The organism is Bacillus sp. SRB_8 (assembly GCF_003264205.1).
In the GTDB taxonomy this organism is placed as follows: domain Bacteria; phylum Bacillota; class Bacilli; order Bacillales; family Bacillaceae_G; genus Bacillus_A; species Bacillus_A mycoides.
Genome location: NZ_NADT01000008.1, coordinates 110,238 through 129,154 on the forward strand (window position 1 = coordinate 110,238; position 18,917 = coordinate 129,154).

Genomic DNA, 18,917 nt, shown 5'->3' on the forward strand with positions numbered 1-18,917 from the left:
ACGAATAGAGGTGTAAAATATGCGTTTCATTTGGGCATTAATTTGGTCGTTCGCACTTGTACATATGATGAGCTACGTAATCGGCTCTATGACTGGCGGTACATACGATTTTAACCAAGCGTCTATTTTCTCAGTTGTTCTTGCGGTATTAGTATTAGCGATTGCAGCTGCGATTCCAAACGAGCCAGTAGAACAACACTAAAAAAAGAGTCCGGATTTTATCCGAACTCTTTTTTTACTTCACACGCACGACTAATTCGTTATTTTCTACATCAACCACTACGTGACTATTGTCAGTAATCGCTCCTGCAATTAATTCTCTCGCTAATTTCGTCTCAACTTGACGCTGTACGTATCGTTTTAACGGACGAGCTCCGTACAGCGGATCGAATCCAGCTTCTACAACAAATTCTTTTGCAGATTCCGTCAATTCTAATGATATGTGGCGATCTGCTAAACGCCCTTGTAATTCTTGTACAATCTTATCAACAATACCTTTAATTTCATTCCTTGTAAGAGGTTTGAATAAAATAATTTCATCGACACGGTTTAAGAATTCTGGTCGGAAATGTCCTCTTAATTGTCCCATTACAAGTTCTCTTGACTCTTCTTTAATAGAACCATCTTCTTCTAGCCCTTCTAATAAGTGAGCAGATCCAATATTTGAAGTCATAATAATAACCGTATTTTTAAAGTCTACTGTACGTCCTTGTGAATCTGTAATGCGGCCATCGTCTAACATTTGTAATAAAATGTTGAATACTTCTGGATGTGCTTTTTCGATTTCATCTAACAAAATAACAGAATATGGTTTACGTCTTACTGCTTCTGTTAATTGACCACCTTCTTCATATCCAACATATCCAGGAGGCGCTCCAATTAAGCGTGACACTGCGTGTTTCTCCATATACTCAGACATATCGATACGAATCATTTGCTCTTCACTGTCAAATAATGTTTGCGCTAACGTTTTTGCAAGCTCAGTTTTACCAACACCTGTAGGGCCTAAGAAAATAAATGAACCAATTGGACGATTCGGATCTTTAATACCAGCGCGAGCACGAAGTACTGCGTCTGATACAAGGCTTACCGCTTCCTCTTGACCGATAACACGCTCTGATAAAATTTGTTCAAGACGTAATAATTTCTCACGTTCACCTTCAACGAGTTTTGCGACAGGAATACCAGTCCACCTTGAAACAATGTCTGCAATTTCTTCTTCACTTACTTCCTCGCGTAATAAGCGATTCTCTTGTTTATTATGTGCACTCATCTCTTCCGCTTCTTTTAACTCTTTTTCGATAGCTGGAATTTTCCCGTGGCGAAGTTCAGCTGCTTTATTTAAATCGTAATTTCCTTCTGCTTCTTCTAACTCACGGCGCAAGCGCTCTAAATGCTCACGTAAGTCACGCACTTTATGAATGTCTTCTTTTTCTTTCTCCCATTTCGCTCTCATACTACTTGCAACTTCTTTTAAATCCGATAATTCACGTTGCAATGTTTTTAGGCGCTCTTGACTACCTAAGTCCTTTTCTTTCCCAAGAGCAGCTTCTTCAATTTCCAGCTGCATAATGCGGCGCGTTACTTCATCTAGTTCTGTTGGCATAGAATCAATTTCTGTTCGAATTGTTGCACAAGCTTCATCAACTAGATCGATCGCTTTATCAGGTAAGAAGCGATCCGAAATGTATCGATCTGATAAAACAGATGCTGCTACAATCGCGCGGTCATGAATATTTACACCGTGATAAATTTCAAAACGCTCTTTTAAACCACGTAAAATGGAAATTGTATCCTCAACAGTTGGCTCTTCTGCTAACACTTGTTGGAAACGTCTTTCTAACGCTGGATCTTTCTCAATATATTTACGGTATTCATCTAATGTCGTTGCCCCGATACAATGCAGTTCACCACGCGCTAACATCGGTTTTAACATATTTCCCGCATCCATCGCTCCTTCTGTTTTACCAGCGCCGACGATTGTATGAAGTTCATCAATGAATAATAAAATGCGACCTTCACTCTTTTTAATTTCATTTAATACAGCTTGCAGACGCTCTTCAAACTCACCGCGGAATTTTGCTCCGGCCACAAGCGCACTCATATCTAATGCGAAGATTGTTCTATCTTTTAATCCTTCTGGTACATCCTTCTTCACAATACGCTGTGCTAATCCTTCAACGATTGCTGTTTTACCAACACCGGGTTCACCAATTAAAACCGGGTTGTTTTTCGTTTTACGTGAAAGAATGCGGATTACACGTCGAATTTCACTATCGCGACCGATAACAGGATCAATTTTCCCCGCTCTCACTTCCGCCACTAAATCACGACCATATTTTTCTAACGCTTCATAAGTTGCTTCTGGATTTTGACTAGTCACTCTTTGATTCCCCCGAACTGTCATTAAAGACTGTAATAAGTTGTCTTTCGTAATATGAAATTTTGTAAATAATTGATTTATATCGCCTTTTTCTTCAGAAAAAGCAAGTAATACATGTTCGACTGAAATGTAATCATCTTGCAATTTCTCCGCTTCTTTTCCTGCTCTTACAAGCAGTTGTTGCAAAGCACCTGTTACATATAATTTCCCTGCCTCTGCCCCGCTTCCAGTTACAGAAGGCTTTTTCTTAATTAAACTTTCGGCGCCTTGCTTTAACGCTTCTATATCGACATTCATTTTTTGAAAAATACGTACCGTTAATCCGTCTTGTTGCTCTAATAACGTAAGCAATAGATGAACAGTATCTACTTCTTGATGATGATGAGATACCGCTAAAGATTGAGCACTCATAATCGCTTCCTGTGTTTTCGTTGTCATTTGATTTAAGTCCATCTTTACAGCCCTCCAAATGTTTGACTTTCTTTGACCTTTGATTTGATTATACGCCAACTGACTTTTTTATACAATAATTTTGCTTATGTATTTTCAAACTTATTATTGGAAAAAGAAAAAAGTAACATTCATTTTCCTAATCAAAAAAGCCGCAATAACGATTGCGGCTTCTGTTACGGTTTTCTTTTATATGTCCACTGACGGTTATGATTTGCGTTCTCTGGAAACTTTTCACCGGCAGTTAATTGTACCATTTGCGGATTTTTCACCATACTTCCCGTTTCACCAATTTCTACGTAAATGCCATCATTTGGCGCTTTTTGCCCTGAACGAAACCTGCGATTTTGTCCCATTTCCATTCTCCTTCCATGACGTCTTGCCTCATTAGTATATCCATTTTAAAAGAAAGCTTTTCTGTCATGTTTAGGAAACAAGTACTACCGTTTACCCATGTACATATATATAATTACACAACCTTAAGTGGGAATTATTGGCATATTTGTTAAAAAAAAGAAACCAACCAAAGTTTAGGCCAGTTTCAAAGGAGAGTCAAACATATACGAGAAGATTACATGTTCATTATAAGCCTCATCATACGAGCAATGTAACCCTTTTCACAATTTGTACATAATGAAAAAAACATTGTTTGAACTTTCTAAAAAGATATTGACTTTTCCTAATTTCCAACGAGAAATAGTAGACACCACAGCGCTTCGCGACGTAAGATGGATATATAGTGAAACTTTCATCTACAGTAGTTTCACCCAGTCTAACCTCTTATTTCTGCATATTAAAAACGGAAATACAGATAGAATCAAAAAATTTATTATAAGAGGTGAAATTATGAACAAACAACATTTAATCGCATTAGACTTAGACGGAACTTTATTAACAGACAACAAAATAATTTCTCCAAGAACGAAAAACACAATTGCAAAAGCAAAAGAACAAGAACATATTGTCGTTATTTCAACAGGACGTCCATTCCGCGCTAGTTACGATTATTATAAAGAACTTAGCCTTAACACACCAATCGTAAACTTTAATGGAGCTTACGTGCATCACCCTCTTGATTCAAGTTGGGGAACACATCACTCTCCTCTTGAACTTTCAACAGCGCAAGAAATCGTCCGAGCTTGCTTTGATTTCGGCGTGAAAAATGTCTATGCTGAAGTCATCGATGATGTGTATGTCCGTGAAATTGATGAAGATAAAAAACATATTTTTGAATTCGGTTCTCCAAGGATTTTCACAGGAGATTTATTAAATATTTTAAACGACCATCCAACTTGCTTATTAATCGATGCACATGACGAGCATTCTGCTGCAATTCGCCAACATTTAACAGATATGCATGCTGAAGTCATCGACCATAGAAAATGGGGTGCACCTTGGCCAATTATTGAAATTGTAAAAAGCGGATTAAATAAAGCTGTCGGATTACAAAAAATTTCAGGCCATTATAACATTCCTAAAGAGCGAATTATCGCTTTTGGTGATGAGGATAACGACTTTGAAATGATCGAATTTGCTGGTCATGGAATCGCAATGGGTAATGCGATTCCTGAATTAAAATCACTGGCAAATCATACGACATTAACGAATGAAGAAGATGGTATCGCTCTATATTTAGAAGAGGTTCTTGGATTGTAATCTAAAAATTCCCTGCTTATAGTTTCTCGCTAAACGCTCATACTATTATTAGACGCAAAAGTCAGCGCGTCAATTGTTTTCAGCTAAATAAAGGGGGTTTTTCGAATGGGTAAAAAGAACAAATCAAAACGTTTTATCCAGCAAGGAGCCGATGCTGTTATGAAGCATGATGCAAGATTCCCGTACAGAGGTACATTAGCTGAGGCAGAAAAAGCGAGAAGTAACTCTTCATTTGGAGGGGTTTAAATGGGGAACTTACTATTCCAACAAGCTAGAGACGCTGTTTCAAGTGCCGTTTCTTGTTCAAGTGGCGCTGAACAACAGGAACTCGTTTATAGAGCAAAAAACTCTTTGCACTCTGCTTATGCAAACTCTTCAACTGCTGAAAAAGTTCAGCTACGTGAAATGCAGGAGCAATTGCAAAACATTACGAATTCGCATTAAAAAAGGAGGACCAGCTTTGGTCCTCTTTAATCTTTTCTAAACAATCCAAACACACCGACCGTTTGCAGTATATTTGTAAATGCACCTGGGTCCACTTGTTTAATAACCCTCTCTAATTCGTACAACTCGTAACGAGTAATAACAATCATTAACATTTCTTTATTTTCATTTGTATAAGCACCTGTTGCTGGTATAGTTGTAATCCCTCTCACTAAGCGAGAGTGAATCGCTTTTCGCACATCTGCCCCGTTCTTTGTAACAATTAATGCCGTAATCTTCACATGACGGGTATGAATCGCATCAATAATTCTCGTTGATACATACAAAGTGACTAGAGTATATAATGCCTTTTCCCATCCATATACGTAGCCAGCAGCGATAATGATAAGTGCATTAAAGAAGAAAAAATACGTGCCGACAGGCTTATCTTTTATTTTTGATAAAATCATGGCAATAATATCTAGACCACCTGTAGAAGCCCCCCACTTTAAAGCAACCCCTACCCCAATCGCTGAAATAATACCACCAAAAATCGCATTCAATATAATATCGTGCGAAACCGCTCTAACTGGGATAATTTCTAAAAACAAAGTCATAAATACAACACAAAGAAAACTAAAAAATGTAAAGGCCTTCCCAACCTTTTTCCACGCTAAAATAACGACAGGAATATTAAACAAACTAAACAATACCCCCGTAGATATATGAATAGATAAAAAGTCACCTAATATTTGTGACAATAATTGAGACAATCCAGCAAAACCACTCGCATACACTTTCGCTGGTGTTAAAAATAAATTCATCCCAATCGCATTTAATAAACCCGCAATAATTACAACGACTAACTTCTTAATAAGTTCAGTATAATTCAGCTTCAAATCCATTTCTAATCCACCTTTAGTATTCATGAATGCACCGCTATACATAGTCTTTACGAAAAAGGAAATGATAAACATACAACGTTTAGAAATGGAGTTGATACATATGCCACATACTAGTGATAACGACAAAAAAGCACGCGACAATAATGCAAAGCGCACTCAAAAAAATGAACAAGAGCAAAAAAATATTCAGCAAGGAAAACGTGCATATTCTAAGAAAACCGATCACCTTTGATTACATCGTACATCAACGTTAATGTTGATGTACTTTTTTTACATTTTACAGGGAAAAAACATTAAAAATTCACTTCATGTTCACTTCTATATTCTACAATAGCGATAACATATTCGGATGAGGTGTTAGCATGAAAGGAAAAAGTACATTCATTATCACTGCACTAATAAGTATATTAATGCTATCTGCTTGCGGACAAAAAAATGACTCGGGCACAATCGCTACAACAACAAACTCAACCATTACGAAGAGCGATTTCGAAAAACAATTGAAAGATCGATACGGAAAAGACACGCTATACGAAATGGTAGCACAAGATGTTATTACTAAAAAATATAAAGTATCTGATGATGCAGTAGATAAAGAAGTAGAAAAAGCAAAAGATCAATATGGAGAACAATTCAAAGCAACACTAGAAAATAATCGTTTAAAAGATGAAGAAGATTTCAAAAATCAAATTAAATTCAAACTTGCATTGAATGAAGCGATTAAACAAAGCGTTACAGAAAAAGATGTGAAAGACCACTATAAACCAGAAATTAAAGCTAGTCACATTTTAGTAAGTAACGAAAATGAAGCGAAAGAGATAAAGAAGAAATTAGATACCGGCACTTCATTTGAAGAATTAGCAAAACAAGAATCTCAAGATTTAGCATCAAAAGATAATGGCGGAGACCTCGGATACTTCGGGGCAGGCAAAATGACACCTGAATTTGAAAAAGCTGCCTACAAATTAAAGCCCGGCCAAATTAGCAATCCCGTAAAATCACCAAACGGCTATCACATTATTAAACTAACTGATAAAAAAGATTTACAACCTTACGATAAAGTGAAAGACTCTATACGTAAAGACTTAGAAGAAGAACGTCTCGCCGACCCTTCCTTCGGTCAAAAATTATTACAAGATGAATTAAAAAAGGCGGATATTAAAATAAACGATAGTGACTTGAAAGATACATTTTCTCATCTTTTTGGGAAAGGTAAATAAAAAACGAGGGTGCAAACTTTTTGAACAGTATGCATGATGGTAAATGAGATTGTATCGGCATTTTTTCGAATATATCGATTTACCGACGAAAATTAACAACATAAAGAAGTAGGCTGCTTGAGCAGCCTACTTCTTTTATTCTTTCATTAATACTTTCAGCTTTTTCTTCAGACTTTTATAATGCCAATTGATGTGATCTAGTTCTATCTCTACTTCAATTAATATATCTATTAAGTCGTCTTTATTTTGCTGAGATTTCATAATATTTTCAAGCAATTTTTCGAATCTTTCACTACTCTCATATATATCATTTAAATCCACCGCTAATATTTCACGTTCTTTTTCAGGGCATACTATGGAAAGACGGTTTATTAATTGTTCAAGTACATTATCTTGCACTTCCGTACCTCCGTTTCAATATCTCATCTATTCTTTCTTAATCTCTTGTAACAAAAGCATACAAAATTCAACTGAAGCTATTAGGGGGCACCATACCCAAAAAAGAAAACTGTACATTTAGACATTAAATTGACGTATTTCAATTTATTCCCTGTACGTTAAGGAATTAGTTTGTATATTTGTGGAGATATACGAGACAGGTGTGAATTTAGGGGAATCCAATATTTTCTATTCAAATATGATAGAATGAAAATATATCCAAAAGGAGGAACAACAAATGAACTCAAACACAAAACAGTTTATTTATGATATCCAGCAAAGAAAGAACAATTATATGGAAAATGTATTAATAGCAATACAACACCCTAAAAAAGAGCAATCTGAACAGGTCATTCAAAATATAGTAGAGAAGATGGATATGATGATTAGTTTAGTTACTACTTATATGAGGATTGAATCAGGATCTACGGAAGAATTAGAAGCACTTCAGGAAGAAATCATTCATGCTCAAGCATATATTCAAAAACGAAAATTTGAAGAAACACAGAGATAAAACCCTGTATTTTTATTTGGGCGTCTATGACGCCAATCGGTTATAAATCAAACTAGATGTAATTTGATCATTGTTTTGGCATAATCCATACAATTTGTTGAATACGTACAATATGCGGCACCTTATCTTCAATGAGCAAATGATCCGGTTCACATTCTTTAACTTTCCTCTTACATTACCTCTTACAGCTTCAATAACCACATGTTTACCAATTACCGATTGTAATGTCTAATATACGTAGGGATTAGGTACACTTACCATATTTTGTTCACTAAAGTCATTTGCCTCTAAAAAACTCATTCTATAGGACTCCTTTCTAACTTACATTTTCCCTCTTAATATATGATATAAATCTTATAACTATACTAGAAGGATATTTCATTATAAAAACGAAACTAACATTTTAATAAGGTGCGTTTTCTATTCCTAAATTGCTAAAAAATTATTTATATAAGGTTACTTTTACTAGTTAATAGGTGATGATATAGGGATATTTTGAATGTACATCCAGGCTGTTCCTTTCAAGATATGTATCATTTTAAATACGCCCTTTATTAGAATAGTGCTCATACATTTTTTGAGATTCTTTAGTAATACGTGCGTTAAGTAAAATTGTTAACAATAAAAACACTCCATATTTCCCCCCTGTAGCTCCTATGATAATCACACTACTACAAACAAGCACAATTAATAAGATAAACGAAACTAAATAAATACAGTCATAATTCTTTGACATTTCCTCGTATTTTATGCGTTCTTTCCTTGCATCCATCTAAATTATCCATTTCACTATAAAATAAATTCCGACCTTAAAAAGAAAAATCTGTCCATTTAAATAATTAGTTTGTTTTTTTAGCAACTAATGTATATAACATGAAAAGAAATCCTACCAATGTTAAGCTTTCCACTATGATAATCCCGACCCTCTCCTTCCTATTAACCCCAACACATCAGATGAAAATTATGTGTACCCCATATTAGCTGCAGCAAACAAAAAGGATCCTCCCTTCTCTTAAAGGCTGATCCTTTTCTTCGTGCATTCAACTATTTTTAGCTATTCTTGNNAATTTACTATTGTTATGTAAATAAAATTAAAAGTGGTTTCCTGGTCTGGAAACCATTTTTTGTAGTTAACCATATGGTGTTACCAGTTCGCTTATCAATTTTACGTAAAGAAGATAAACAATTACTATTCACTGTCTCAGTAGATGTAAGAAATTCTTAAAGATAGCGGTGAGATTGATTGTTTTTTCTTCTAGAAATAATGACTTAGATAGTATATTACCTAAAACAATGAAAGCCCTACCTCTCTTTCATCCTTACGGCTCCTTGTCCGTGCCAGTGTGAATCAGGATTGCAAAATCAAGTGACTATTTAATCGAGTTATTTGATGAAACTTCGAACGTTCGTAAAAGAAATTTAAAAATAAAAATGGATTAGATTGAAGTAATAACAAAAGAGGTTCCTACTCTAAAAGTGAGTTAAAGAAGTTGAATGTCTTTGAAATGATTTACTTTTAATAATCATCATATTCCCGAAAAATTCAGGATATTTTCGGGGGATGTAATACATTATCTATAATGAATCTTAACAGAAACTTTTTATTTGATTTTCAGTGATTCCTTTAATTAATCCTAGTTCACTAATCAAAAATTCATGTGCGTTATCCAACATTTTTTTTTCGCTTGTATTAAGTGCCTTTTCTTTCTTCATACGCATTAAATCACGTACAACTTCAGCACCTTCTTGTATTTCACCCGTTTTTATTTTGTCCGTGTTCACTTTATACCTTTGTTTCCACGGCAATAATTTATCTGATTCTCCATGCTGAAAAATTTGTATAATGTGTTTTAATGCAAGTATATCAGTAACTGGGCGTATACTCGAACTTAATATTTTCCCCATAGGAATCATGACTTGCATATTACTGATCGACATTTTTATAACATAATACTGTTGTTTTTTTCCTGAGAATTCTTTTTCTTCTATGGCTTCAATTATACCTGCTCCGTGCATTGGATAAACAATGTTATCGCCAATTTGAAACATATAATCCACCTCCATATATGGTAACCTTCTCAACCTTAACATATATGTGATTTTTTATCAAATATTTTATAATATCATAAAATCGTTTTTATCGTCAACTACTTTTTTGACAAAAATTAAATTAAGTAAAAAACACCCCAAAAACAATAGGGAGTGTGTCAGATTCCCCCGCTTATATTCAGAAATCTCTACTCATTAACGTAGATCAGTTTTCCCTTGAAAACGACCAAATCGATCCCGTATTTTTTTCAATCTTGTGTGGTATTCCAAAATCTCAATTCTTGCTTTTTCAGCTAAAGGTGCAATTGGTCGTAAGTCTTTTAACCCCCAATAATCAACCACTACATCAAGTACTTGATCAAAATATTGTAGTGGTCCATAATTCGCTTCTTTTGCAATCACAGCCATTCTATTTTCAAAATCAGGCATGACGGCACCTGGCATTTTAAAATTCTTAATCACATTGGCAATATGATAGCAATAATTAGGTTCTAATTCCAAATGTGTTCGAATGACGTCTCGATAAAACGCATAATGAAGAGTCTCATCTTTGGCGAGACGACGTAATAATGTAGCAAGATCTGGATCATACTTACTTGAAACCTTAGCTACGTTATTATAAAACACCAGCGTTGCAAGTTCTTGTAGCGTCGTATACGTCATTGCTTCGATTGGTGTATGAAAATCAGGCTCAAATCCACCCTCAACGACTGACTTTCTTAAATCATGTATTCGTTTAGGGTTCACACTTCGAGTGAGTAGTAAATATGTCTCCAATAAATTCGAATGTTGATCCTCTTCTGAGGTCCAAGTATGAATAAAGTCTGTAATAACAGAAAGGGATCCTTTAAAGGTCGCCGATAAATACGTTGTAAACCATGGTAAATTCACTTCTGTTAATAAAGCTGTCTCAATAGCCGTAATTACACCAGAAGGAAGAGTAACTTGACTTTCATCCCAAGGAACTCTTTTAAAGTCCATTCCCTTATCCCATGGTAAAAACTCATGATAACCCCAGTCTATCTTCTGCGCTCTTATTTTATGTTGTTCATACAGTTCTTTTAAACGTGGTTCTAATCGGAAATCTAAATCATTTGTTAGCATATATAAGTGCCCCCTTTTTTATCGTAGATAGTCATTCTATTTTTACATTCATTTGTATCCTTAAAAATTTTCTACAAATAAATATTACTTTCCTTTTTTTAAGTCAAATACAACAAATTTTTAACAAACCACTTTAAGAACGCTTTATTTCTATATGATTTTTTTCATATCAAAAGGGAAACCGTTACATATATTGTCATTTTTTATAAAAAGGGTTCTGAGGCATACGATATGTTGCTTAGCCTAAATAAAAAAACTATCCTCAGCAAATAGAGGATAACATTCATGGATGAAGATACTCGTCATATTGTAAATCTTGGTGAGTATAAAAAGGTGCATATCCATAAAGAATCGTTTTATAATAAAGATTGATAAACAATTTATCTTTCATCCGTTTTCGTTACTTTCTAATTTTGTTATTGGTAGCAAAAACTTAAAAGATTAATGGCGTTTTATACACACTAACAATTTATTTAGATATAAGATATTAGATTAAGAAATTGCAAAATATATACAGTTGATAAGATAGCCTTAAACGACAATCCCCAACAAAATCACTGTACATTGGCTATGATGAGTTAGACCGAATTTTCGGAAACAGTATACAATACAAAGGAAAGAGGCGATAACCATGCAGTCAACGGAATCGTATATGAAGGAAAGACAACGTAGAGAAAAAATAGAAATAATATTTAATCACAGGGTAAAAGGAGAGAGTTATTTTCATGGTTCTTCCTATCAATGGAAAAACATTGTATATCAAAATTATAATAAGATACAACAAAAAGAGTTGGAAATTGAACAAATCATTTCGAAAATGGAAAAATCAGGAGTTCGTTTTACGCAGCACCGCTCGCTCATACACTATCCCATCATTGATTTTGTAAAATATATAGCTAAGATTTATAAGGAAACCCTCGAAACACAATAATCATATTTAAAGGAAACCTTTATAAAGTGTTTATTTTCGAAACTTTGTTAACTAAAAGCCCAAAAACTCATTTTAATATTCTTTTTATTCGAAATACTCTTCTTTCTTGTTATAATAAAAACCATAACGTATTCTAGTCGTTTGTATATCTTCAGATTTTGTGAATTTTATTACACCTTATTTACTTTTTATGTACTTTATAATAAAAAAAAGAATTATCTCTTCTCTTAAAAATTAAGAGAAAAAATAGTTCTTTTTCATTTATCTTATTTCTTAAAGTAAGTCCAGCCTTCTTCTTGGTAAATCTTTTCTTCTTTCATCAGTTTACCAAGTGCACGCTTAAATGCAGCCTTACTCATATTGAAACGTTCTTTAATGTCTTCTGGGTTGCTCTTATCCCAAAACGGCATTGCTCCGTCTCGTTCTTCCATATATGCATAAAGTACTGCTGCATCATCTTCCATTCCTTCTTCTTTACGAGGAAGAAGTGAAATGTTAATTGTACCGTCGTCTTTCACGTCAATAATACGACCTGTTACGCGCTCACCGATGCGGACTTGTTCTTTTCTTTCTGTATGGTGTAAGAAAGCACGGAAATGCTCGTCAGTTAGTATGAATGAACCAACTTGAAGTGAGCGATACACACGTCCATTTACGTTTTTATTACGCATAGATGGCGTTGCATCTACGATAATTTCTTGCATATCACTGTCTCTTGCCGGAAGAGCAATTAAACGATCACGATTCGTTAATTTTAACGTACAATATAATTCGTCGCCTTCCTGAGGCCATACTGGCATATAAATTGGAAACTCATCAAGTGGAATTAGTATATCTTTTGATACACCAATATCAACAAACACACCTAAACTAGGAATAACTTCTACAACCTTTACCCAATTCCAATCATGTGTTGTAATAATTGGTTCCTTCATTGTTGCTGAAATACGATTTTGGTGATCAAGGTATAAGAATACATCGATCGTATCGCCTTCTGCAATTTCTCCAGCTAATTCGTTTTTATGTAGGAAGATTTCTTCCTCTTCGTTTCCAACCATATATCCGATTTCCGTTTCGCGTAAAACAGTTACCTGTTCAATCGATCCTAATTGCAAATACATATTTTTTAATTCCCTTCTATATATATAAAATTATCTTTTTTATCATTCCAAACAAAAGTTAATTATAACACGATTTTTCCTTTATTTGTCCAACTGCCCAAAATTCACTATAATTAAATAAAGACTGTATCTATAGGACTATATTCCCCTACGGATGACCCGTCAAAACACTTAAGTTGCAACACTCTATCTAATCGATGTATTTTCCGCTATACTTTAATATGTATATTACATAGCCTATTTAGGTACATGAAAAGATAGAAATTTATTTGGAGGTGCTAACTATGGCAAAAGAGAGTTCTTTTGACATCGTTTCGAAAGTAGAATTACCTGAAGTAACAAACGCAATTAACATCGCATTAAAGGAAATCCAAAACCGATATGACTTTAAAGGTAGTAAAAGTGATATTAAATTAGAAAAAGAAGTACTTGTTTTAACTTCTGATGACGAGTTCAAATTAGACCAAGTAAAAGACGTTCTAATTTCTAAACTTGTAAAACGTAACGTTCCAATTAAAAACTTGGACTACGGAAAAGTTGAAACTGCATCTGGTAATACTGTTCGCCAACGTGCAACTCTGCAACAAGGTATCGATAAAGATAACGCGAAAAAAATTAACAACATCATTAAAGAAATGAAATTAAAAGTAAAAACGCAAGTACAAGATGACCAAGTACGCGTAACAGCGAAAAGCCGTGATGACTTACAAGCAGTAATCGCAGCCGTTCGCAGCGTCGACTTACCAATCGACGTACAGTTCATTAACTACCGCTAAGAAAAAAAGATCCTCTATCTATACAGAGGATCTTTTCTTTTTAACCGCACTTAAAAAAGCAATAAATAATACGTTCACACCGACTATTAAGGAGATAAACAACCAATTCACACCTGTTTCTTCGCTAACTTTATACACATTCGACTCTTCGCGCTTTAAAACAAGATAAAACTTTCCGTTTTCTTCTCTTATAATTTCGTCTTCTAACAATCCTCTTAACTCTTGTTTTTCACCAATTGCACTTACAGGTAAGGAGACCTTTTGCGTTTCTTTCGTATTATTAATCGCTACTAGTGTTACTTCATCTTTATACTTTCGTTTTAATATACTCATTCCATCTTTATCATATAGAAGTTCAAACGTACCACGTCGTAAAGATGGTCTCGCTTGTCTAAGTTCACCTAGCTTCGTTATGTGCTGCATAAACTTTTCATCAGATTTGAAATCCATTAATCGTCTATTATCTGGAGCATCTCCCCCATCTAATGCGATTTCAGTTCCGTAATAAAAATTCGGTATCCCCGGGGATGTTAATAAGTAAGTGATCGCTAGTTTTAAACGAGACGGTGGGTAATACATATTTTCTTTTGCAATACGTGCAAATCGCTTTGTTTCTTGATTATCTAAAAACGTAGCGAATTCCTCTTCTTTTCCACTCACATCATATAAAGGTTTCACAGACATATCTGCTTTTGAAAATGACTCTACTATTTTTTTATAGTACTCATTATCTTCCTTTGTCATAATGTGAAAATCTTTCTTTACCTTCTGCAAATCCTTTTGCACTTCATCCCAAAAAGCACGCGGCTTTTTTTCACTATGTATCACATAACTTCCGTCTAAATCGACTTCTTTTATCCACCATTTCATCGAGTCTATTAATTGTTGTTCATTTTCTTCATACGGAAATTGAAAGACAACTTTCATTCCTTTTTTGTGAGCCTCATTTACAAGTTCTTTCACATCATTTTCTGTTCCGAAATGCTCATTTACTTTTCGAAAATTTCGAACGCTTAACCCGTCATACTTTTCACTTTCAAAAAGTGGCGAAAGCATAATAGTAGTAAATCCCATTTCTTTTATGTAGTCCAATCTTTTTATAATCCCACGTATATCTCCGCCCTGATACCCTTCTAAATTACCAACGTCTAACTGTTTGTCATTTTTCGATTCTCCGTTATTAAAGCGATCAATCATAATGGAATATATAACTTCATCTCGCCATTCCCTTTTTTCTTCCGCAAAAGTATGTACTGGTACAAACAAAATAACAGCTAAACAAAAACAAATGAATAGTTCCTTAGTCCATATTTTTTTCACACGCATCCCCCAAATTTACAATTGTAAGAATATTATACCAATTTTTAGAGCAAATCGCATACGTTGATTTTATCCCCAAAAAAATACATCATGTTAGGTTTTCTGACATCACTTAAAAAGTTTTCTGAATTTTTAGTTGATTTTTCTTTTTATTTCGAATATGATATGAAACATAACATATAGATGTTATTTTTTCTAACATCATAGGAGGAGAGAGAATGAATACGGGAGATACAGTTTTTATTTTTGTAACGACAGTAATGGTCATGTTGATGACACCAGGATTGGCACTTTTTTATGGGGGTATGGTTCGCAGTAAAAACGTACTCAGCACGACAATGCACAGTTATAGCGCAATGGCTATCGTTTCGATTCAATGGATTGTTATCGGTTATTCTTTATCATTCGGACCAGATTGGCACGGACTTATTGGCAATCTCGATTGGTTCGGTCTAAACGGAGTTACCTACGCACCAAACCCAGACTACTCATCTACTATTCCTCACAATTTATTTATGATGTTCCAACTCATGTTCGCTATTTTAACTCCCGCTTTAATTTCAGGGGCATTCGCCGAAAGAATGCGATTTTCTGCCTTTCTTATTTTTATCCTTCTTTGGACAACAATCGTTTACAATCCTGTCGCACATTGGGTATGGGGCGTTGGCGGATGGCTGAGAGAACTCGGCGCGTTAGACTTCGCTGGTGGTAATGTCGTTCATATCACATCTGGCGTTGCTGGTCTTGTATTAGCTATTTTCCTTGGAAAACGAAAAAACATAAGCGGTACCTCCCCTCATCATTTACCATTTACAATGTTAGGCGCAGGCTTACTCTGGTTCGGCTGGTTCGGTTTCAACGTCGGTAGTGCATTATCTTTAAATGACGTAGCTTTAACTGCATTTATTAATACAAATATAGCCGCCGCTGCCTCAGCTCTAACTTGGATGCTTTCTGAATGGTTCTTCCAATCAAAACCGACTGCGATGGGAGCTGCTTCCGGGGTTGTTTCTGGTTTAGTCGCAATTACGCCGGCTTGTGGATTCGTTACACCTTTCTCCGCTCTTCTTATCGGAGCAATCGGCGGTATATTATGCTTCGGAGCTGTCTTCTTCTTAAAAAACAAATTCGGATACGACGATACACTCGATGCATTTGGATGCCACGGCATTGGAGGAACTTGGGGCGGTATTGCAACTGGACTATTTGCTACTACTACTATAAATAGCGATGGTGCTAACGGATTATTTTACGGAAACGCCACTCTCCTTTTCAAACAACTTGTAGCAATCGGAGCAACATATGCATTCACAATCATAATGACGTACGCCATTATTAAGGCTATTAACTTCTTCCTTCCTGTTCGCGTCGATGAGCACGAAGAACAAATGGGGCTTGATATTTCGATGCATGGGGAGAAAGCTTATGAGTATACTGAGCGAGTAAATTAAAAAAGAGATGCAATCTATTAATAGTAGATTGCATCTCTTTTATCGCACTGATTAGCATACCCCACCCTGTATTTCCATAAATATATCGATTTACCGACGAATTCCGACATAGCTAAAACGCAAAATACCCTGCATGATTTTACACAAAAAAGACGACCGTTTAACAGTCGTCTTTTCCTATTTACTTCGGAACATTCCCTACATACTGCGTAATATCAACATTTAACGCCCCTGCTAAACGCATTCCGTAGTCATGATCTGCGCGGAAGAAGTTGCAAATAGCTAGTAATTTCGTTTGCTCATTTACGCCTTTTAAGTCGTTTGTTAAGTTCGCAATTAAGTTGTCTTGCTCTTCTTTAGAGAATGAACGGTAACGCTCACCCGCTTGTTTGAAGTCATTTGGTTTTTCAATTTTTTCACGAGATACGTAGCCTTCTACTTTCATAGTTGAATCGCGGTAAGCTGGATCTTCAACTGGATTTTCAGTATGACGGCTCGGTTCGTAGTTTATTGTAGATGGGTTTTGATCCACTTGCATCGCACCATCACGTTGTTGATTACGAACAGCAGCGTATGGGCAGTTTACAGGAATTTGTAAATAGTTTGCACCAAGGCGATAACGCTGCGTATCTGGGTAAGAGAATAAACGACCTTGTAATAATTTATCTTCAGATGGTTCAATACCATTTACAGTTGCACTTGGAGTAAACGCCGCTTGTTCTACTTCCGCAAAGAAGTTTTTCGGGTTACGATTTAACGTCATTGTCCCTACTTCAATTAATGGGAAGCGATCTTCCGGCCATACTTTCGTCGGATCTAGTGGATCGAAATCTAAAGAATCCGTTTCATCTAGTTGCATTACTTGTACGTGTAAATCCCATTTCGGATAGTTTCCTTTTTCGATTGCATCGAATAAATCACGAGTTGCATGATTGAAGTCTTTACCTTGCACTTGCTCGACTTCTTTTGCACTTAAGTTACGCACACCTTGCTGTGGCTTCCAATGATATTTAATGTAAACGATTTTACCTTCTGCATTAATCCATTTAAATGAATGTACGCCGAAACCTTCCATTTCACGGTAGTTTGCCGGTGTACCATAATCAGAAAATACCCATGTCATCATATGTGTAGATTCTGGAGTTAACGTCATGAAATCCCAGTAACGATCTGGCGTTTGAACATTTGTATCAGGTGCTGGCTTTAAAGAATGCACCATGTCAGGGAATTTAATTGCGTCACGAATGAAGAAAACTGGTAAGTGGTTACCTACGATATCGTAGTTTCCTTCTTCTGTATAAAATTTAACAGCGAACCCACGCGGATCACGAGCTGTCTCTGGAGAACCTTGACCATGAATAACCGTTGAGAAACGAACGAATACAGGTGTTTCAGTTCCTTCATTTTGTAAAAACGCTGCTTTCGTATATTGCTTCATGCTGTTTTTCGTTACGAATACACCGTGAGCACCTGCACCACGTGCATGCACAACACGCTCAGGAATACGTTCACGATCAAAGTGAGCAAGTTTTTCTACTAAATGATAGTCTTCTAACAATACCGGTCCACGGCGACCAGCTGTACGAGAGTTTTGGTTATCTCCAACTGGAGCACCTTGGTTTGTTGTTAAGCGCTTATTTGGATTCATCAAGGGTGATCCTCCTCTTTCCTTCATAGTAATTATTATTTATTTAAAATTATTATAAACTAATTATTATTCAAAAATAAATCCTTGTCAACTATTTCCTTCATTTTTTTGGAAACAATTTCAGCTAAACAATCAATAAATACAGATTGTGAATTGGGCATATTTAGTCTAAAATATGCGGCATTTAATTCATCAGTTACAACTTTACATTCATAATCGGTGTCATATAAAACTCCTAAATCGAGCAATGTGTTTTAAACCTAAGTAACAAACAAATTCATACTCTGTAAACATTTTATTCATTGAATCTGTTAATTTATGCGCCTGCTCTTTCATTATTTTCCCAAGCGGTGAAATTCCACTAATTGCTTTATACCGTCCGATTAAATTTTGGAGCGCTTCTTCAGAGATGGCTTACGCCCATGACGAATGTGAGTATAATAAGCTTCTACATCATCTAATGACTCCGGTGTTCCATATGCCATTACAAGCAAACCTATTTTCTTCTTCGTCATCTATATAGCACCT

At 35.4% G+C, this 18,917-nt stretch carries 20 protein-coding genes and 2 pseudogenes; 10 read left to right on the forward strand and 12 right to left on the reverse strand.

The genetic code is table 11. The features are described 5' to 3' along the window. Positions 1-19 precede the first annotated feature (19 nt). Positions 20-202, forward strand: coding sequence for a YjzD family protein (locus B5P40_RS07350; protein WP_001211111.1), 183 nt, complete (start codon positions 20-22; stop codon positions 200-202). Between the two features lie 33 nt (positions 203-235). Here the strand turns inward: B5P40_RS07350 and clpB are convergent, their stop codons facing one another. Beyond that, complete coding sequence (gene clpB, locus B5P40_RS07355; RefSeq protein ID WP_113709032.1) at positions 236-2,836, reverse strand: ATP-dependent chaperone ClpB; 2,601 nt, start codon at positions 2,834-2,836, stop codon at positions 236-238. Positions 2,837-3,009: 173 nt separating this feature from the next. Next, complete coding sequence (locus tag B5P40_RS07360; protein ID WP_002086997.1) at positions 3,010-3,189, reverse strand: YjzC family protein; 180 nt, start codon at positions 3,187-3,189, stop codon at positions 3,010-3,012. 490 nt (positions 3,190-3,679) lie between these two features. Here B5P40_RS07360 and B5P40_RS07365 point away from each other — a divergent pair, with 490 nt between their 5' ends. From B5P40_RS07365 to B5P40_RS07375, 3 genes are all read left to right on the forward strand, one after another. Then, on the forward strand, positions 3,680-4,489 hold the full coding sequence (locus B5P40_RS07365; protein ID WP_113709033.1) for a Cof-type HAD-IIB family hydrolase: 810 nt from the start codon (positions 3,680-3,682) through the stop codon (positions 4,487-4,489). A 105-nt stretch (positions 4,490-4,594) separates the two neighbouring features. Continuing rightward, the gene (locus B5P40_RS07370; RefSeq protein ID WP_000516816.1) at positions 4,595-4,735 is read left to right on the forward strand and encodes a hypothetical protein; all 141 of its coding nucleotides are present in this window, start codon (positions 4,595-4,597) and stop codon (positions 4,733-4,735) included. Further along, on the forward strand, positions 4,736-4,933 hold the full coding sequence (locus tag B5P40_RS07375; protein ID WP_002011309.1) for a DUF3813 domain-containing protein: 198 nt from the start codon (positions 4,736-4,738) through the stop codon (positions 4,931-4,933). A 26-nt stretch (positions 4,934-4,959) separates the two neighbouring features. Here B5P40_RS07375 and B5P40_RS07380 read toward each other — a convergent pair whose 3' ends face one another. Beyond that, entirely contained in the window at positions 4,960-5,817 is an 858-nt protein-coding gene (locus B5P40_RS07380) for a YitT family protein (RefSeq protein ID WP_002125914.1), read from the reverse strand. Positions 5,818-5,917: 100 nt separating this feature from the next. Between B5P40_RS07380 and B5P40_RS07385 the strand changes: the two genes are divergently transcribed. Together B5P40_RS07385 and prsA are read left to right on the forward strand one after the other, a co-directional pair. Next, a complete protein-coding gene (locus tag B5P40_RS07385) occupies positions 5,918-6,049 on the forward strand; it encodes a DUF3941 domain-containing protein (RefSeq protein WP_001120851.1) in 132 nt (43 codons plus the stop codon). Between the two features lie 130 nt (positions 6,050-6,179). Beyond that, the gene (gene prsA / locus B5P40_RS07390) at positions 6,180-7,037 is read left to right on the forward strand and encodes a peptidylprolyl isomerase PrsA (RefSeq protein WP_113709034.1); all 858 of its coding nucleotides are present in this window, start codon (positions 6,180-6,182) and stop codon (positions 7,035-7,037) included. A gap of 135 nt (positions 7,038-7,172) precedes the next feature. Here prsA and B5P40_RS07395 read toward each other — a convergent pair whose 3' ends face one another. Continuing rightward, positions 7,173-7,436, reverse strand: coding sequence for a hypothetical protein (locus tag B5P40_RS07395; protein WP_002030276.1), 264 nt, complete (start codon positions 7,434-7,436; stop codon positions 7,173-7,175). Positions 7,437-7,713: 277 nt separating this feature from the next. Between B5P40_RS07395 and B5P40_RS07400 the strand changes: the two genes are divergently transcribed. Further along, positions 7,714-7,989 (forward strand): hypothetical protein, encoded by a 276-nt coding sequence (locus tag B5P40_RS07400; RefSeq protein ID WP_002166150.1) that lies wholly within the window; start codon positions 7,714-7,716, stop codon positions 7,987-7,989. 67 nt (positions 7,990-8,056) lie between these two features. Here B5P40_RS07400 and B5P40_RS07405 read toward each other — a convergent pair. The 4 genes and pseudogenes from B5P40_RS07405 to B5P40_RS07420 all read right to left on the reverse strand — a co-directional run bounded on the left by B5P40_RS07405 (position 8,057) and on the right by B5P40_RS07420 (position 11,142). Beyond that, a pseudogene (locus B5P40_RS07405) lies at positions 8,057-8,289 on the reverse strand (DUF2642 domain-containing protein). A 238-nt stretch (positions 8,290-8,527) separates the two neighbouring features. Beyond that, the gene (locus tag B5P40_RS07410; RefSeq protein WP_002030277.1) at positions 8,528-8,761 is read right to left on the reverse strand and encodes a hypothetical protein; all 234 of its coding nucleotides are present in this window, start codon (positions 8,759-8,761) and stop codon (positions 8,528-8,530) included. Between the two features lie 815 nt (positions 8,762-9,576). Continuing rightward, positions 9,577-10,038 carry a CarD family transcriptional regulator gene (locus tag B5P40_RS07415; RefSeq protein WP_002166152.1) on the reverse strand — a complete coding sequence of 154 codons (462 nt, stop codon included), beginning with the start codon at positions 10,036-10,038 and terminating at the stop codon, positions 9,577-9,579. A gap of 195 nt (positions 10,039-10,233) precedes the next feature. Then, the gene (locus B5P40_RS07420) at positions 10,234-11,142 is read right to left on the reverse strand and encodes an acyl-ACP desaturase (protein WP_061688964.1); all 909 of its coding nucleotides are present in this window, start codon (positions 11,140-11,142) and stop codon (positions 10,234-10,236) included. 631 nt (positions 11,143-11,773) lie between these two features. On the opposite strand from B5P40_RS07420, the gene B5P40_RS07425 reads away from it, so the two are divergent. Next, complete coding sequence (locus tag B5P40_RS07425; RefSeq protein ID WP_002030282.1) at positions 11,774-12,073, forward strand: hypothetical protein; 300 nt, start codon at positions 11,774-11,776, stop codon at positions 12,071-12,073. 266 nt (positions 12,074-12,339) lie between these two features. Here the strand turns inward: B5P40_RS07425 and B5P40_RS07430 are convergent, their stop codons facing one another. Further along, positions 12,340-13,194, reverse strand: coding sequence for a CvfB family protein (locus B5P40_RS07430; RefSeq protein ID WP_113709035.1), 855 nt, complete (start codon positions 13,192-13,194; stop codon positions 12,340-12,342). A gap of 284 nt (positions 13,195-13,478) precedes the next feature. On the opposite strand from B5P40_RS07430, the gene B5P40_RS07435 reads away from it, so the two are divergent. Continuing rightward, entirely contained in the window at positions 13,479-13,970 is a 492-nt protein-coding gene (locus B5P40_RS07435) for a YajQ family cyclic di-GMP-binding protein (RefSeq protein ID WP_002030284.1), read from the forward strand. Between the two features lie 18 nt (positions 13,971-13,988). On the opposite strand, the gene B5P40_RS07440 is transcribed toward B5P40_RS07435, so the two are convergent. Further along, positions 13,989-15,296 carry an alpha-amylase family glycosyl hydrolase gene (locus B5P40_RS07440; RefSeq protein ID WP_113709036.1) on the reverse strand — a complete coding sequence of 436 codons (1,308 nt, stop codon included), beginning with the start codon at positions 15,294-15,296 and terminating at the stop codon, positions 13,989-13,991. A 212-nt stretch (positions 15,297-15,508) separates the two neighbouring features. Between B5P40_RS07440 and B5P40_RS07445 the strand changes: the two genes are divergently transcribed. Then, the gene (locus B5P40_RS07445; RefSeq protein WP_002011245.1) at positions 15,509-16,741 is read left to right on the forward strand and encodes an ammonium transporter; all 1,233 of its coding nucleotides are present in this window, start codon (positions 15,509-15,511) and stop codon (positions 16,739-16,741) included. A gap of 181 nt (positions 16,742-16,922) precedes the next feature. Here the strand turns inward: B5P40_RS07445 and katB are convergent, their stop codons facing one another. Together katB and B5P40_RS07455 are read right to left on the reverse strand one after the other, a co-directional pair. Then, positions 16,923-18,389 carry a catalase KatB gene (gene katB / locus B5P40_RS07450; protein WP_061688967.1) on the reverse strand — a complete coding sequence of 489 codons (1,467 nt, stop codon included), beginning with the start codon at positions 18,387-18,389 and terminating at the stop codon, positions 16,923-16,925. Between the two features lie 59 nt (positions 18,390-18,448). Beyond that, a pseudogene (locus B5P40_RS07455) lies at positions 18,449-18,904 on the reverse strand (ferrochelatase). Positions 18,905-18,917 lie beyond the last annotated feature (13 nt).